This is a genomic window from Rhodococcus sp. MT28, assembly GCF_058792695.1.
The window spans coordinates 328,557-342,271 of sequence record NZ_JBXAFD010000005.1; the positions used below are offsets into that span (position 1 = coordinate 328,557).

At 63.7% G+C, this 13,715-nt stretch carries 18 protein-coding genes; 8 read left to right on the top strand and 10 right to left on the bottom strand.

Annotated features, from left to right (window positions below):
- Window positions 1-3 precede the first annotated feature (3 nt).
- Entirely contained in the window at window positions 4-717 is a 714-nt protein-coding gene (locus AC1Q6C_RS21325) for an SIMPL domain-containing protein (protein WP_065352229.1), read from the bottom strand.
- A gap of 24 nt (window positions 718-741) precedes the next feature.
- Complete coding sequence (gene ybaK, locus AC1Q6C_RS21330) at window positions 742-1,236, bottom strand: Cys-tRNA(Pro) deacylase (protein ID WP_030535005.1); 495 nt, start codon at window positions 1,234-1,236, stop codon at window positions 742-744.
- Between the two features lie 207 nt (window positions 1,237-1,443).
- Here ybaK and AC1Q6C_RS21335 point away from each other — a divergent pair, with 207 nt between their 5' ends.
- Both AC1Q6C_RS21335 and rsrA read left to right on the top strand, forming a co-directional pair.
- The gene (locus tag AC1Q6C_RS21335) at window positions 1,444-2,142 is read left to right on the top strand and encodes a sigma-70 family RNA polymerase sigma factor (protein WP_054782092.1); all 699 of its coding nucleotides are present in this window, start codon (window positions 1,444-1,446) and stop codon (window positions 2,140-2,142) included.
- Complete coding sequence (rsrA, locus tag AC1Q6C_RS21340) at window positions 2,139-2,420, top strand: mycothiol system anti-sigma-R factor (protein ID WP_003940722.1); 282 nt, start codon at window positions 2,139-2,141, stop codon at window positions 2,418-2,420. The genes AC1Q6C_RS21335 and rsrA overlap by 4 nt, the downstream gene beginning before the upstream one ends.
- A 102-nt stretch (window positions 2,421-2,522) precedes the next feature.
- Here rsrA and AC1Q6C_RS21345 read toward each other — a convergent pair whose 3' ends face one another.
- Window positions 2,523-2,597, bottom strand: a complete 75-nt coding sequence (locus AC1Q6C_RS21345; protein ID WP_022597109.1) for a 50S ribosomal protein bL37 — start codon at window positions 2,595-2,597, stop codon at window positions 2,523-2,525.
- 136 nt (window positions 2,598-2,733) lie between these two features.
- Here AC1Q6C_RS21345 and AC1Q6C_RS21350 point away from each other — a divergent pair, with 136 nt between their 5' ends.
- Together AC1Q6C_RS21350 and AC1Q6C_RS21355 are read left to right on the top strand one after the other, a co-directional pair.
- A complete protein-coding gene (locus AC1Q6C_RS21350) occupies window positions 2,734-2,949 on the top strand; it encodes a biotin/lipoyl-binding carrier protein (RefSeq protein WP_007731208.1) in 216 nt (71 codons plus the stop codon).
- An 8-nt stretch (window positions 2,950-2,957) separates the two neighbouring features.
- On the top strand, window positions 2,958-4,460 hold the full coding sequence (locus AC1Q6C_RS21355; RefSeq protein WP_003940890.1) for a sensor histidine kinase: 1,503 nt from the start codon (window positions 2,958-2,960) through the stop codon (window positions 4,458-4,460).
- A 119-nt stretch (window positions 4,461-4,579) separates the two neighbouring features.
- Here AC1Q6C_RS21355 and AC1Q6C_RS21360 read toward each other — a convergent pair whose 3' ends face one another.
- Together AC1Q6C_RS21360 and AC1Q6C_RS21365 are read right to left on the bottom strand one after the other, a co-directional pair.
- A complete protein-coding gene (locus tag AC1Q6C_RS21360; RefSeq protein ID WP_003940950.1) occupies window positions 4,580-4,834 on the bottom strand; it encodes a WhiB family transcriptional regulator in 255 nt (84 codons plus the stop codon).
- Between the two features lie 255 nt (window positions 4,835-5,089).
- Window positions 5,090-6,046, bottom strand: coding sequence for a diacylglycerol/lipid kinase family protein (locus AC1Q6C_RS21365; RefSeq protein WP_007731209.1), 957 nt, complete (start codon window positions 6,044-6,046; stop codon window positions 5,090-5,092).
- Between the two features lie 41 nt (window positions 6,047-6,087).
- On the opposite strand from AC1Q6C_RS21365, the gene AC1Q6C_RS21370 reads away from it, so the two are divergent.
- Window positions 6,088-6,558: a membrane protein gene (locus tag AC1Q6C_RS21370; protein ID WP_019747799.1), complete on the top strand. Its 471-nt coding sequence runs from the start codon at window positions 6,088-6,090 to the stop codon at window positions 6,556-6,558.
- A 42-nt stretch (window positions 6,559-6,600) separates the two neighbouring features.
- On the opposite strand, the gene AC1Q6C_RS21375 is transcribed toward AC1Q6C_RS21370, so the two are convergent.
- Window positions 6,601-7,080, bottom strand: a complete 480-nt coding sequence (locus tag AC1Q6C_RS21375; protein ID WP_003940724.1) for a GNAT family N-acetyltransferase — start codon at window positions 7,078-7,080, stop codon at window positions 6,601-6,603.
- 17 nt (window positions 7,081-7,097) lie between these two features.
- Window positions 7,098-7,721: an acid phosphatase gene (locus tag AC1Q6C_RS21380; protein WP_080552758.1), complete on the bottom strand. Its 624-nt coding sequence runs from the start codon at window positions 7,719-7,721 to the stop codon at window positions 7,098-7,100.
- Window positions 7,722-7,792: 71 nt separating this feature from the next.
- Here AC1Q6C_RS21380 and AC1Q6C_RS21385 point away from each other — a divergent pair, with 71 nt between their 5' ends.
- The gene (locus AC1Q6C_RS21385) at window positions 7,793-8,590 is read left to right on the top strand and encodes a ParA family protein (RefSeq protein ID WP_003940948.1); all 798 of its coding nucleotides are present in this window, start codon (window positions 7,793-7,795) and stop codon (window positions 8,588-8,590) included.
- Window positions 8,591-8,605: 15 nt separating this feature from the next.
- On the opposite strand, the gene AC1Q6C_RS21390 is transcribed toward AC1Q6C_RS21385, so the two are convergent.
- Both AC1Q6C_RS21390 and AC1Q6C_RS21395 read right to left on the bottom strand, forming a co-directional pair.
- On the bottom strand, window positions 8,606-9,808 hold the full coding sequence (locus AC1Q6C_RS21390; RefSeq protein WP_047271684.1) for an Rv3212 family protein: 1,203 nt from the start codon (window positions 9,806-9,808) through the stop codon (window positions 8,606-8,608).
- A gap of 9 nt (window positions 9,809-9,817) precedes the next feature.
- The gene (locus tag AC1Q6C_RS21395) at window positions 9,818-11,407 is read right to left on the bottom strand and encodes a DEAD/DEAH box helicase (RefSeq protein WP_054187625.1); all 1,590 of its coding nucleotides are present in this window, start codon (window positions 11,405-11,407) and stop codon (window positions 9,818-9,820) included.
- Window positions 11,408-11,784: 377 nt separating this feature from the next.
- Here AC1Q6C_RS21395 and AC1Q6C_RS21400 point away from each other — a divergent pair, with 377 nt between their 5' ends.
- Together AC1Q6C_RS21400 and AC1Q6C_RS21405 are read left to right on the top strand one after the other, a co-directional pair.
- On the top strand, window positions 11,785-12,480 hold the full coding sequence (locus AC1Q6C_RS21400; protein ID WP_029255047.1) for a ferritin-like fold-containing protein: 696 nt from the start codon (window positions 11,785-11,787) through the stop codon (window positions 12,478-12,480).
- A 107-nt stretch (window positions 12,481-12,587) separates the two neighbouring features.
- Window positions 12,588-12,818: a DUF3107 domain-containing protein gene (locus AC1Q6C_RS21405; protein WP_003942312.1), complete on the top strand. Its 231-nt coding sequence runs from the start codon at window positions 12,588-12,590 to the stop codon at window positions 12,816-12,818.
- A gap of 69 nt (window positions 12,819-12,887) precedes the next feature.
- On the opposite strand, the gene fasR is transcribed toward AC1Q6C_RS21405, so the two are convergent.
- Window positions 12,888-13,559, bottom strand: coding sequence for an HTH-type transcriptional activator FasR (gene fasR, locus AC1Q6C_RS21410; protein WP_003942309.1), 672 nt, complete (start codon window positions 13,557-13,559; stop codon window positions 12,888-12,890).
- Window positions 13,560-13,715: the final 156 nt, after the last annotated feature.

Sequence of the window (13,715 nt, forward strand, 5' to 3'; positions counted from 1 at the left end):
TGGTCAGCCGAGAGCCCAGGTGACGGTCACTTCGAACGAGACCTGCTGGGTTCCCGGGGCGAGAACCATGTCGGACATCGAGGCGTCGGGAGCGCGCATGGTCTGACCGCCACTCGTGTCGTGTGCCTCGGTGATGGTCACGACGTTCTCGAGCGACGTCCCGGACAGATCCGCGTACTGCTCGGCACGGTTCTTCGCGTCCTCGAAGGCCCGGGTGCGAGCGTCGGCCAGAAGCTGAGAGTCGTCGTCGATGGCGAAGGCGACGTTGCCGAGCCGTGCCGCATTTCCGCCCGCCGCGATGCCGGCGTCCAGGACAGAAGAGGCTTTGTCGAGATCGCGGACGACGATTCGTACCGAGTTGGTCGCCCGGTAGCCGGTCACGTTGCCGCCGACGAACGGTCCACCACTGGCGTCGTACTGCGGCTGGACGGACAGATCGCTTGTCTGTACGTCCTCGGGGGCCACCCCGGCGGCGACTATCGCGTCGATCATCTGACGGGCCTTGTCATTCGACTCGGAGACCGCCCCCGATACGTCCGGGGCAACCACTTCGATGCCGATGTCGGCATTGAGGATGTCCGGCGCTCCGCGGACCTGCCCTGATCCGACTACTGTGACTTCCTTGGCGGCATTGTCCGAACTCCCGCAGGCCGTCAGCGAGACGGTGAGGGCTGCCGTCGCAGCGGTCAGTGCAAGAGTTTTCAGGTGTGGTCGCATGGTGAGACCGTAGCGACCGGATACTCAGCCCGCCGTGATTTGCGCCGTGACCGCGCCACTGAGCTGCGCTAGGTCCGTCGGAGCCAGCTCGATTTCGAGCCCGCGTCGGCCGGCGCTGCAGAGAATGCGGTCCCAGTCGAGCGCCGACGCATCGATCACTGTCGGCAGTTTCTTGCGCTGGCCGAGCGGTGAGATACCGCCGAAGACGTAGCCGCTCGAGCGCTCGGCTTCGGCGCGATCGGCCATGACGGCTTTGCTCGCACCGAGGGCAGCGGCTGCACCCTTGAGGGAGAGCTTGTCCGGGACCGGCAGGACCGCGACGGCGAGCTTGCCGGTGTCGAGTTTGACGACCAAGGTCTTGAAGATCTGTGCGGCCTCGACGCCTGTCGACTCTGCCAGTGCAGTGACCGCCTCGTCGCCGAAAGATTCGGCGCGAGGATCGTGGTCGTAGCTGTGGACGCGGTGCGGTGTCTTCGACTTGTCGAGAAGTACGGTCGCAGGGGTCGCTGTTCCGGCCATGAGGAACACCCTATGTGGATCGCCGACAGGTGCATCCGACCAGGCCGGGAACAGAGTCGCTGACTCCCGTGTTGGTACCAGTTGATGAAACTTGTCCCGAGAAGCGAAGGAGCGACCGTGCTGGCTGTGTGTGAGCCACCACCGGCCCGTGGGTCGGATCTTCAGTTGGCGGTAACCTTGATCCCTACGGCTAGTGAAGGGATCAGAGTGCTGGAACACGACCGGCCCAAGGACGAACCGTCAGAGGTAGCTGAACCTATCGACGGCGCAGTGTCCGAAACGCCCGAAACTGCGGATGAGTTGATTGCCCGGTTCGAGCGCGACGCGCTCCCGCTGCTCGACCAGTTGTACGGCGCTGCCCTGCGCATGACGCGGAATCCCGCTGATGCCGAGGATCTCGTGCAGGAGACGTACGTCAAGGCGTACACCGCTTTCCGTTCGTTCCGTGCCGGTACCAACCTGAAAGCCTGGCTGTACCGGATTCTCACGAACACCTACATCAACTCGTACCGCAAGAAGCAGCGCCAACCCGCGCAGTATCCGACGGACGAGATCACCGACTGGCAGTTGGCCGCCACCGCCGAGCACACTTCGACGGGGCTGCGATCGGCCGAGGTGGAGGCGCTCGACGCGTTGCCTGACGACGACATCAAGGCGGCGCTGCAGTCGCTTCCCGAGGAATTCCGTATGGCCGTGTACTACGCCGATGTCGAAGGATTCCCGTACAAGGAGATCGCGGAGATCATGGGCACACCCATCGGAACGGTGATGTCGCGACTGCACCGTGGTCGCAAGCAATTGCGTGGTCTTTTGGCCGATGTCGCAAAAGACCGGGGATTCAATCGGGACGGCGCGGTCGACACAGCCACAGTCGCAGCCACCGAGACGGAAGGTGTCACACGATGAGTGAGCAGGACGAATTCGAAAGGCTCGACTGCTCGGCAGTCATCGCCGACGTCTGGTTGATGCTCGACGGTGAATGCGACGATTCAAGTCGTGCTCGCCTGCAGCGTCATATCGACGATTGTGGATCGTGCCTCGAGGCCTACGGGATCGAAGAGAAGGTCAAGAGCCTGATCAACCGTAAGTGCGGCGGAGACCATGCGCCGGAAAGCCTGCGTCAGAGGCTCACCGTCGAGTTGCGTCGGACCATCGTCATAACGACTACCGAAACCGACAGCTAGCCCGTCAGCGAAGATCTGAGCGGCAGCAGTCGGAAGGCAGTAACGCCGAGGGGCGGGGAAGCAATGCTTCCCCGCCCCTCGGACGTTTTGTTGCGCTACATGTCAGGCGTTTGGACGCTTGCCATGGTTAGCGGCGTTGCCCTTACGGCTGCGCTTCTTACGACCACGCTTACCCATGATTGGTCTCCCTTCTGTTTCTTTCGCGTCATTGTTTCACGCCGATGCCGGTGTGGTTCCATTGGCAGGTCGATCGAGTGATCCGTCGACGTATTTTCGTGGTCAGAGTGCAGTTCCGACAGAAGTGAGGTTCACGATGGCAGAAGACGTGCGCGCCGAGATGGTTTCGACGGTCTACCAGGTCGTCGTGAGCGAGGGAGACGTCGTTGCGGACGGCGACACCCTGGTCATCCTCGAATCCATGAAGATGGAGATTCCCGTCCTGGCCGAGGTTCCGGGAACGGTGACGACGGTGGGCGTCAAGGTCGGCGACGTGATTCAGCAAGGCGATCTGATCGCCGTGATCTCCTAAGCCGGACGATGTCCACTCTCAGCGACCTCCTCGCCGAACACACCGACCTTCCCGGTGCGGCGGTCGACCATCTCCAGCGCGTCGTGGGGGAGTGGCAACTGCTCGCCGACCTCTCCTTTGCCGACGTTCTCTTGTGGGTGGGCACCGAATCGGAGAAGAACCGATCCGAGGGGACGGTCATCTGCGTCGCGCATTGCCGGCCGACAACGGCATCGACGGCTTTTCCGGAGGATGCGGTCGGAACGGTCGTTTCCGAGTCCGAGCACCCGCAGGTTCTTCGCGCTCTCGTGGAGGGCCGCGTCGTGCGCGGGGAAGACGAGACGTGGCGTGAAGGAATGCCGCCGCGTCGGGAAGCCGTTCCGGTGCGTCTGGACGGGCGAGTCATCGCTGTTCTGAGCCGCGACACCAACTTGTCGCACCAGCGAGCGCAGAGTCCGCTCGAACTCGCGTATCTCGATTGCGCCGAAGACCTGTGTCAGATGATCAGCGACGGAACCTTCCCGATCCGAGAATCGCGCTCCGACACGAACTCGAGCCCACGTGCGGGCGACGGCTTCATCCGTCTCGATACCGAAGGCACAGTCGTCTATGCCAGCCCGAACGCGCTCTCGGCCTATCACCGGATGGGTCTGAGCTCGGATCTGGTGGGCCAAGACCTCGCGGCACTGACCCGTTCGTTGGTCACCGACCCGTTCGAGTCTCAGGAAGCTGCGGGATACATCCGAGATACGTTGGCGGACAAGCCCGGTCGCCGTATGGAGATCGAGGCGCGCGGGGCAACCGTTCTGCTGCGGGCCCTGGTTCTCAAGCCTGGCGGCCGGCATGTCGGTGCTGCGGTCGTCGTCCGCGACGTCACCGAGGTCAAGCGTCGTGATCGCGCTCTCCTGAGCAAGGACGCAACCATCCGCGAGATTCACCATCGAGTGAAGAACAATCTGCAAACCGTCGCGGCGCTTCTGCGTCTACAGGCCAGGCGAACCGGCAACGACGAAGCGCGACAAGCGTTGACAGAGTCGGTGAGGCGCGTGACGTCCATCGCCCTCGTTCACGACACCTTGTCGATGTCGGTGGACGAAGAGGTGGATCTCGACGAGGTGATCGACCGGTTGGTTCCCATGCTCTCCGATGTCGCGGGAGTAGGTGTGCCGGTGACGATTCGGCGTGAGGGCAGTTTCGGAGTGTTCTCCGCCGAGCGCGCCACCCCGCTGGTCATGGTGCTGACGGAGTTGGTGCAGAACGCGATCGAGCACGCTTTCGATCCGGGTGTGACCGGCACGGTCACACTCAGTGCCGAGCGTTCTGCACGCTGGTTGGACGTGATCATCCACGACAACGGGCGCGGACTGCCGGAGAACTTCGACCTCGAGAAGTCCGATCGGCTCGGACTCCAGATCGTGCGGACTCTGCTGGGCGCCGAACTCGGTGGCTCGCTCGGACTGCACCCGGGAAGCGGAGGCGGTACCGACGCGGTTCTGCGTGTGCCGCTCGGTAGACGTTCTGCGCGTTACTGATTCGAGCCGCGTTAGCGATTCGAGCAGACAAAAAGCCCGGCACCATGTGGTGCCGGGCTGTCGTCTTCGACTGTGCAGAGGGGCTGTTCTCCGCCGCGAGTCGAACGTCTCGGTTCTACCTAGACGGAAGTGCGTGCACGGGTACGTGCGTTACGACGCTTGAGTGCGCGACGCTCGTCTTCGCTCATTCCGCCCCAGACGCCTGCATCCTGGCCGGACTCGAGAGCCCACGACAGGCACTCGGCGGTGACGGGGCAGCGGTTGCAGACAACCTTGGCATCAGCGATCTGAGCGAGGGCCGGTCCGCTGTTTCCCACGGGGAAGAACAGTTCGGGATCCTCGTCGCGACAGATTGCGTTGTGGCGCCAGTCCATCTTTTTTCGCTCCTTAATTGGGTGTGTATTCACACCATTTGGTACCAATGAGTTTGTGTGTGCGTCATCAATGTTTCCGCACTGTTACTTGTGAATGCTTTCACGAACTCGCGGTATGTCAATAGGTTTGAACGGGTTCGTGGGCCAACTCACTAATTTGTGACACACCTGACGGCCACCTGGGCGTCGCCGGCATTTTACCCGATTTCGACCTTTTGGCACCAGAGTTTTTGCAGGTCAAACGTGTTGCCTGACTCACGTCGTAATCGGTGCGAACACTTCCAGCGCATCCGGGACCGAGGTGAATTCGACCTTTTCACGAAGTCCGATGTAGTCGCCGTCCATCTGCAGTCCGATCGGTCGCGACGATTCGATGGTGATTGTCGGGACGTCGTCGGTGCGTAAGAGGACCTTCGATTTCGGCTCCGCGCCGCGTGCGAGTAGTTGCCGCACAACCCGCAGGGACGGCAGAACTTTGGTGCTCGTCATGGCGAAGATGCCGAGTCCACTGTCGAAGGTCGTTCCCGGATTGGTGTGGACGGGACGCTCTTCCAGATATGTCCACGGGCTCGAGTTCGAGACGAATGCGTAGTGGACTCCGGAGACGGGATCCTGATCGGGAAGGTGGACGGTCAGCGCTGGTTCGGCTCGCTTGGCACGGAAGAACGCCGCGATCGCGGTTCGGACATACCGGGCGGGTGTGGCGGCGTCACCGTTCTTACGGCTGGCGTCGACGGCCTCGCACACATCGGCGTCGAGGCCCATTCCGGCGTTGAACGTGAACCAACGGTTGTCGCAGTGTGCGAGCCCGATTCGGCGCCTGGTCCGTTCGGAGAGGAGGTCGACGAGTTGGTTCGTGGCGTCGATCGGGTCGGCGGCAATACCGAGTGAGCGCGCGAAAACGTTTGCCGAGCCTCCCGGGACGACAGCGATCGTCGGGATCGGACCGACCGGAACCGATTTCATCGACGCGGGATGCGGTGACCCGAGCAGTCCGTTGACCACTTCGTTGACTGTTCCGTCGCCGCCGTGGACGATCACCGAGCCGAAGCCGTCTTCGTGGGCTTCGCGCGCCAGTTCGGCGGCATGACCCCGATGTGTGGTGTGCGCCACAGTAAGTCGCACCCGACTCTCGAGGGCGTGTGCCAACAGGTCACGACCGGCAGCGGTGGTGGAGGTGGCATTGGGGTTGACGATCAGCAGTGCGCGCACGGGGCATGAGCCTATCCGGTGTCGTGTTCTAGGCTGGCCTCGTGCCGAATACCGCCAGTCCGAACGCCCTGCCCAAGACAGTCACATGGGCAGGTGCCCTCGTGACGCTTCAAGGGCTGGTTGCCGCCGGGTTCGCGATCGTCGCAGTGATTCGCGGTGCAACCGGCCACGATCAGAGCGTCACCAACGGATACGGATTTGCCGCCTGGGTCGCGATCCTCGGCGGCGCGGTGTTGGCTGCCGGTATCGCTTTGCTGACGGGCCGCCGGTGGGGCCGGGCAATCGCCGTCGTCGCGCAGTTGCTGCTCCTGCCGGTCGCCTGGTCGCTCCTGACCGATTCGCATCAGGTGCCGCTCGGCATCGTTCTGGGTGTCGTCGTTCTCGGCGCTCTGGGCTGCCTGTTCTCGGCTCCGACGTCTCGATGGATGGCAGCGGAGTACGGAGCGTACGCAGACGAGGTGTCGCCGGAAGAAGGACGCCCGGACGAGACCGAAGAGCCGCGGGACAAGTAGGACGGAACGCCTACCCTGCTTCGGTCCTACTCAGCTTCCGCTCTACTCAGCTTCGGCGGCGAGAGCTCCGAGGTGAGTACCGGTCAGGCGATACGTGGTCCACTCCGTCTTCGCGTCGGCACCGAGTGACTCGTAGAACTTGATCGAGGGGGTGTTCCAGTTGAGCACCGACCAGGACAGCCGGGTGTAGTCGTTGTCGGTGCACTCCTTGGCGAGCGCGGCCAGAAGAGCCTTCCCGTGGCCTGATCCGCGCTGACTGGGCTTGACGTACAGGTCTTCGAGGTAGATGCCGTGAGCGCCGTCCCACGTCGAGAAATTGCGAAACCACAATGCCATGCCGACGACGTCGTCGGCCGAATTCACAGCGACGTGCGCGAAGGCCGTCGCGGCCGGCCCGAACAACGCCTCGCCGATCTGTTCCGCCTTCACGGTGCACTCGTCGAGGGCCTTCTGGTAGTCGGCCAACTCGTAGATCATGTCGGTGATCGGCTGGACGTCTGCGGGCGTGGCGCGTCGGATCATAGGGAGAATCTTAGGCCTCAAGCCTCGACGAGCGGCGGCACGTTGTGATGGACGAGGTGGGTGGCGCCGTGCTCGTAACCGAGAACCGAGTATGCGCCGGGGGACAAGGCGAAACGCTTTCCTTCCGTCACCGGGAGCTCGAGCCAGCGGGCGATGAGTGCGCGTGAGAAGTGGCCGTGCCCGATCAGGATCACGTCGCGTTCGGGTAGTTGCGAACGCACCATCGACAGCACCATGTCGGTGCGGGCGTGGATCTGATCGGCCTGCTCGCCGCCGGGGCACGGGTGCGTCCAGACGGTCCAATCGGGCACCGTAGCGCGGATCTCGGGCGTCGTGAGGCCTTCGTAGTCGCCGTAGTCCCATTCGGACAGTGCATCCCAGGTTCGCTCTTCCGGCAGGCCGGCGAGATCGCCCGTCAACTGTGCGCGCAGCCGCGGACTCGTCAGAATCATGGGGTTCCGGAGGTCGAGGGTTCGCAAGCGATTTCCGGTCGCGGTTGCCTGCATCTCGCCGAGCGGAGTCAGCGGAACCTCGGTCCGGCCCGTGTGTTTCCCGGTGCGTGCCCACTCGGTTTCACCGTGTCGCATGAGTACGACGCGAGCACCGAGGGGGATCGACGAGGGGGCGGACTGGGACGTCATGTCGACCATCATTGCAGGCTGCCTCGCGTGTGTAGCTCGCCTCCTGGCGCGAAGTGCGCAAGGATCTACGTGTGACGACGGTTCTCGCAGTGGCGAATCAAAAGGGCGGCGTGGCTAAAACCACCACCGTCGCTTCTCTCGGTGCGGCTTTGTCCGCGCTCGGACAACGAGTTCTGGTGGTGGATCTCGACCCGCAGGGCTGCCTGACGTTCTCGCTCGGACACAACCCGGATCGCCTCGAGCGTTCGGTCAACGAGGTCCTGGCGGGTGATCTCGACGCGGTCGACGCCGTGCTGAAGACGGACGACGGTATGGATCTCCTGCCGGCCACGATCGATCTCGCGGGCGCCGAAGCGCTGCTCCTGATGCGACCCGGTCGAGAGTTCGCGCTCAAGCGGGCGCTGTCTCCGCTCCTGGGCTCTTACGACGTCATCATCATCGACTGCCCGCCGTCGTTGGGTGTGCTCACACTCAACGGATTGACTGCGGCGCAGTCGGTTTTGGTTCCACTGCAATGCGAAACCCTCGCACACCGCGGCGTCGGACAGCTGCTGCGTACGGTTCGTGAAGTCCAAGCCATCACCAACCCGGATCTTGTTCTGCTCGGCGCACTTCCGACTCTGTACGACGCTCGAACCACGCACAGTCGCGACGTGCTCGCCGATGTCAGCGACCGCTACTCCCTGGCCGTTCTGGCGCCTCCGATCCCACGCACCGTCAAGTTCGCCGAGGCGTCCGCGTCGGGCGCGACGGTCCTCGCCGGACGAAAGAACAAGGGTGCGGATGCCTATCGTGAACTCGCGGACAATCTCGTAAAGCATTGGGCTGGAAACGAAGTCGTGACTTTCGCGCCGGAACTGGCGCTCTGAGGAAGGCGAGAGCTTCTAGCGCAGCGCGAACAAGGTATCGCCGCGCTGTTCCAGAATCGTCTCGCCCGCACTGGCGAGCACGATCGGCGTCGTCGTCTCACCGCGGTCGACTGCGATCATGCGCTGCACCGCTCCGTCCGACGGACTGACGGCTGCAATGCCGCCCGGAACCGGGATGAGCATCTGACCGGCAACCATGCTTCCGGGTCCTGACGTTCCGTTGACGATCCACGTCGGAGCCAGATCGCTCAGGCGCAGGTTGACGGTCTGCGAGCCGGTCCACCACGTGATCGAAGCCTTGTCGGCGTGGGTGCGGGCGCCTTCGGTCACCGTTCCCTCGATCGGATAGTCGACGATCGGATTGCCGGTTCCGTCGAAAATGGTGATGCGAGAAACGGTTCCGTTGGCTGCGGGGAGATAGACCGCCGTCTTTTCGCCGGCCACGGCAAGCAGGCGGGCGCCCTCGGAGTCGAGGAGAATCGCGGATCCGTACTCTTCGGGTTCCTGGGCGTCCTTGGGTGCGGGATTCATCACCGTCAACCTGTTGGAGGCTTCACCGGGGCAGCGTTCGAGTACCGAGACTCGGTTGGCGCTCGACGCAGCGTCGAGCAGCGTGCATCCGGTGCGGGGTTGCTTGTTGGGGTTGACCTTCGCGTCGACCCGGCCGTACTCGAGGGTTCGGACGAGGTCCGAGCGCCACAGCTCCATTCGCTCACTGCCGCGCGAAATCAGGTAGGTGCCGTCCGCTGAAAGGCTGACCGCAGAATCGGCGTCGCTGTTGCGCTGGTCCTTTCGGGCGCCGGTGTCGGCGACCAGCGACGTGACCTGAGAGCAACCGCGATCGTCCTGATAGACGCTGACGACGCGATCCCACGAACCGATCGCGCCGCACAGCGGAATGTTGCGCGCGTATCGCCACACTTCTTCGCCCGTTGCCGGATCGCGGCCGATCACCTCGGAGCCGTCGGCGGTGACGACGGCATTTCCGACGGTGATCGGTGCCGTCGAGTCGGCACTGGGAGATTCCCACGTCTGCTTCAGGATGTCGGGTAACAACACCGACGTCGACAGAGGTGGGAGTGGAGATTCGGCGGTGACCGAGGTGGTTCCGCGCGCATCACTGCGCAACCACACAACGGTCACCGCCACGATTACGGCCAGCGCGATTGCCAGCGCACCGATCACATCTGAGCGAGTACGCCTTTCGGGAGCCAGCACATCGGCAGCTTACTCTGCGGCGCCTGCCGTCGCGGAAGCCGCGGGGCGACGACGCCGACGGCGACGCGGCTTGGCCGCTCCGTCTTCGTCCGAGTTCTCGGCAGCGGTTGCCGCGGGTGCCGAAGGGGGAGCTGTGGTGGCGCCGGCGGTGGTGGACGTCGCAGCGTCGGTCGAAGCGCCGGCGCGGGTGCGGCGACGGGTCCGGTTGCGGCGGGGAGCGGCCTTCTCTTCGTTGCCGTCCGAGTCGGTCGACTTCGGCGCGTCTGCTTTGTCCGTTGCTGCCTTCTCAGGGGCGGCCTTGGCCTTGCGAACAGTGCCCTTGGCATCGGCCGGAATGGACAACTCTTCGTAGAGGTGCGGCGAGCTGGAGTAGGTCTCGACCGGGTCGGGGATTCCGAGGCTCAGTGCCTTGTCGATGAGCTGCCAGCGAGGGATGTCGTCCCAGTCGACCAGCGTGACGGCGATGCCGGTGCGTCCGGCGCGGCCGGTACGACCGATGCGGTGGACGTAGGTCTTCTCGTCCTCGGGGCACTGGTAGTTGATGACGTGGGTGACGTCGTCGATGTCGATACCGCGGGCAGCGACGTCGGTGGCGACCAGAACGTCGACCTTGCCGTTACGGAAGCCCTTCAGCGCCTTTTCACGGGCGATCTGGCCGAGGTCACCGTGGACGGCACCGACGGAGAAGCCGCGTTCCGCGAGATCGTCGGCCACCTTCTGGGCTGTGCGCTTGGTGCGGGTGAAGATCATCGTCGCGCCGCGGCCTTCGGCCTGCAGGACGCGGGCGACCATCTCGGCCTTGTCGAGCGCGTGTGCACGGTAGATGTGCTGGCTGGTGCGATCGTGCACCGCGGAGGATTCGGCCTCTTCGGCGCGGATGTGCGTCGGCTGCGTCAGGAAGGTGCGAGCCAGGGTGATGATCGGGCCGGGCATCGTCGCGGAGAAGAGCATCGTCTGACGCTTGTCGGGGACCATGCCCATGAGGCGTTCGATGTCGGGGAGGAATCCCAGGTCGAGCATTTCGTCGGCCTCGTCGAGGACGAGAACGCCCACCTTGCCCAGGATCAGGTGCGACTGGTTGGCGAGGTCGAGCAGGCGACCCGGGGTGCCGACGACAACGTCGACGCCCTTCTGGAGTGCCGAGATCTGCGCCTCGTACGGACGGCCGCCGTAGATGGGCAGAACCTGGAGACCGCGGTCGCCGACCCGGAGGTACTTGCTGGCGTTCTCGAGGTCGCGGGCGACCTGGATGCACAGCTCGCGGGTGGGAACGATGATCAGAGCGCGGGGCGTGCCGTCGAGAACAGCTGTGCCGTTCTCGGCGGTGACGATGCGATGCAGGAGCGGGACGCCGAAACCGAAGGTCTTGCCCATTCCGGTGCGGGCCTGACCGATGAGGTCGTCACCGGCGAGAGCCAACGGAAGGGTGAGTTCCTGGATGGCGAAGGTGCGCTCGATGCCGATCTCGTTCAGTGCGCGGACGATTTCGTCGCGGACACCGAGTTCGGCGAAGCTCGGGGGTACATGGGTGTCGTCGAGCTGGACGGAAACGGTGTTCTCGGTTGCTTCGTCTTCGTGGTCGACAGTGATCTTGCTCAGGGGACTAGCCTTTCCTCGTGGCGGTACGCACGCACAAGGTAAGGGGCCAGGCCGTAAGTCGGCCGATGTCGATGCCCTCTTTTTCTTCGGTCATGCCTACGCCTCAGCACTGAATTCCACTCGGACGAATTCGAACCGTCCGGAGATCTCGGCGAAGCGGGCGACAACCGTCGATGCAGGTGCGCGCACATTATCGGTGGGGTTCGTGTGAATACAGCCGTCCCGGCTAACCAATTGGCCCGGGGGAACTGGCGAACTCCCAAGACCATTGTAGCTGCACGTTGTCCGTCCCTCGCGATGACATGTCGAAGATCACCGAATCGGACATGCGGTCCTTGCCGGTCGCGTCGGCCGTCGAAGCACTACAGTTCGTAGTCATGGGCGCACACGATCTTGATGCTTCGACGGACGCTGGAACCGGAGGCCGAGTCGCTTCCGATCACCCTGGCGTGATCGATTTGTTTGCCGTTCTCGCGTATGGCGAGATTTCGGCGTTCTACCGCTTGGCGGAGGACGCACAAATGGCACCGGACCTGCGAGGCAAGGTGGCGTTCGCCAGCATGGCCGCCGCCGAGATGGACCACTTCGAGACTCTGGAAACGGCGTTGACGGAACGTGGCCACGAGATCTTCGCCGTCATGGACCCGTTCGTTCGAGCTCTCGACAACTACCACGCGTCGACGACACCGTCGACGTGGCTGGAATCGCTCGTGAAGGCGTACGTCGGCGACGGAATCGCTGCCGACTTCTATCGCGAGATCGGGCACTCCCTCCCGGCGGATGTCGCGGAAATCGTCGAGGACGTGCTGTCCCAGACGGGCCACTCGGAGTTCGTGGTGCTCGAGGTGAAGGCAGCAGTGGAGGCCAGTACTCGCGCAAAGGACCGGTTGATGCTGTGGGGACGCCGTCTTCTGGGCGAAGCAATCACGCAGGCACAGTTCGTGCTGGCGCAGCGTGAAGATCTCACCGATCTGGTGATCTCCGCCTCCGGCGACCTCAACGGAGTTGTCGCGTTGTTCGACGGCATGCAGGCGAAGCATGCCGAGCGGATGGCGATTCTCGGACTCGTCTAGGTGCCTGTTCGCTCTGGGCACAGCGTGCAGAGGAGCGTGGGCGGTCGTTGCTGCATTAGCCTTGCGTCGACAACGGATGTAATTCACGAACAGTTCGGAGGTTGACCGTGGAGGTCAAGATCGGTGTAATCGACAGCCCGCGTGAGCTCATCGTCAACAGCGAACAGACCCCTGACGAGGTCGAGACACTGGTCGCGGCTGTCCTCGGTGGCCGCGAGCCGGTTCTGGCTCTCGTCGACGACAAGGGCCGCAAGTTCCTGGTGCAGGCTTCTCGTGTGGCGTACGTGGAGATCGGTCCGTCCGATATCCGCAAGGTCGGATTCGCGCCTACCGTCTGACGCGTAGCTGTAACAGCAGAATGGGCGGGCAGTCGTGAGACTGCCCGCCCATTCTCGTTCGGGTTCCGGTTACTTCGTTTCGGCTTGCAGCGGCACGTGTGAGAGACCGCCCCACGCGAGGGTCACGGTGATTTCCACGGCTTCTTCCTTCGGGATCGGCCGCGCGGCTTCGAGCCAGTACCGCGCAGTGAACTGGCTGGCACCGACAAGACCGACCGCAAGGATGCGCGCGCGGTACGGATCGAGTCCGGAATCCTGACTCACCAGGTCGAACACGGCGTCGACGCAGGCTTCGGTGGCTTGTTCGACGCGTGTCTGGACCTGAGGTTCGCCCATGATGTCGGACTCGAACACCAGGCGGAAGCCCTGGGAGTCGTTGTCGACGAAGTCGAAGAACGCCTGGACCGCGGCGCGGACACGCTGTTTGTTGTCCGTCGTCGATCGCAGGGCCTGGCGTACACCCGAGATGAGGCTGTCGACGTAACTCTGCAGGACTGCGACGTACAGTTCGAGTTTGCCTGGGAAATGTTGGTACAGAACTGGCTTGCTGACACCGGCACATTCGGCGATCTCGTCCATGCCGGCCGAGTGGTACCCATTCGCAACGAATACCTCACTTGCAGCTGCGAGGAGCTGGAGGCGGCGCGCATCGCGGGGGAGGCGGGTGCTGCGACGTGTTCCGGCAGGCTTGCCAGCCGTTGTACCGCGATCGGAGTCAGTCCGATCCGCGAGTTCTGTCATGTCGCTTCCAATCTGAGCAAAAGTAATTCGGTCGGCGCGCGGATCCGCGAGTCGCGTGTGCGTACCCGCCAGTATCCTCCGTCACACCGGTCGTAGCCGAATGAACGATACCGTGTGTCGCCCGGGCGAGTCGCGCGTGCCTCGGTGAGCGAGACC

Excerpts from the sequence above, each read along its gene's own strand:
- AC1Q6C_RS21400 (WP_029255047.1), top strand. The coding sequence starts at position 11,785 with ATGGGCGCACACGATCTTGATGCTTCGACGGACGCTGGAACCGGAGGC.
- AC1Q6C_RS21325 (WP_065352229.1), bottom strand. The coding sequence starts at position 717 with ATGCGACCACACCTGAAAACTCTTGCACTGACCGCTGCGACGGCAGCC.
- fasR (WP_003942309.1), bottom strand. The coding sequence starts at position 13,559 with ATGACAGAACTCGCGGATCGGACTGACTCCGATCGCGGTACAACGGCT.
- AC1Q6C_RS21355 (WP_003940890.1), top strand. The coding sequence starts at position 2,958 with ATGTCCACTCTCAGCGACCTCCTCGCCGAACACACCGACCTTCCCGGT.
- AC1Q6C_RS21375 (WP_003940724.1), bottom strand. The coding sequence starts at position 7,080 with ATGATCCGACGCGCCACGCCCGCAGACGTCCAGCCGATCACCGACATG.
- rsrA (WP_003940722.1), top strand. The coding sequence starts at position 2,139 with ATGAGTGAGCAGGACGAATTCGAAAGGCTCGACTGCTCGGCAGTCATC.
- AC1Q6C_RS21350 (WP_007731208.1), top strand. The coding sequence starts at position 2,734 with ATGGCAGAAGACGTGCGCGCCGAGATGGTTTCGACGGTCTACCAGGTC.
- AC1Q6C_RS21380 (WP_080552758.1), bottom strand. The coding sequence starts at position 7,721 with ATGACGTCCCAGTCCGCCCCCTCGTCGATCCCCCTCGGTGCTCGCGTC.
- ybaK (WP_030535005.1), bottom strand. The coding sequence starts at position 1,236 with ATGGCCGGAACAGCGACCCCTGCGACCGTACTTCTCGACAAGTCGAAG.
- AC1Q6C_RS21360 (WP_003940950.1), bottom strand. The coding sequence starts at position 4,834 with ATGGACTGGCGCCACAACGCAATCTGTCGCGACGAGGATCCCGAACTG.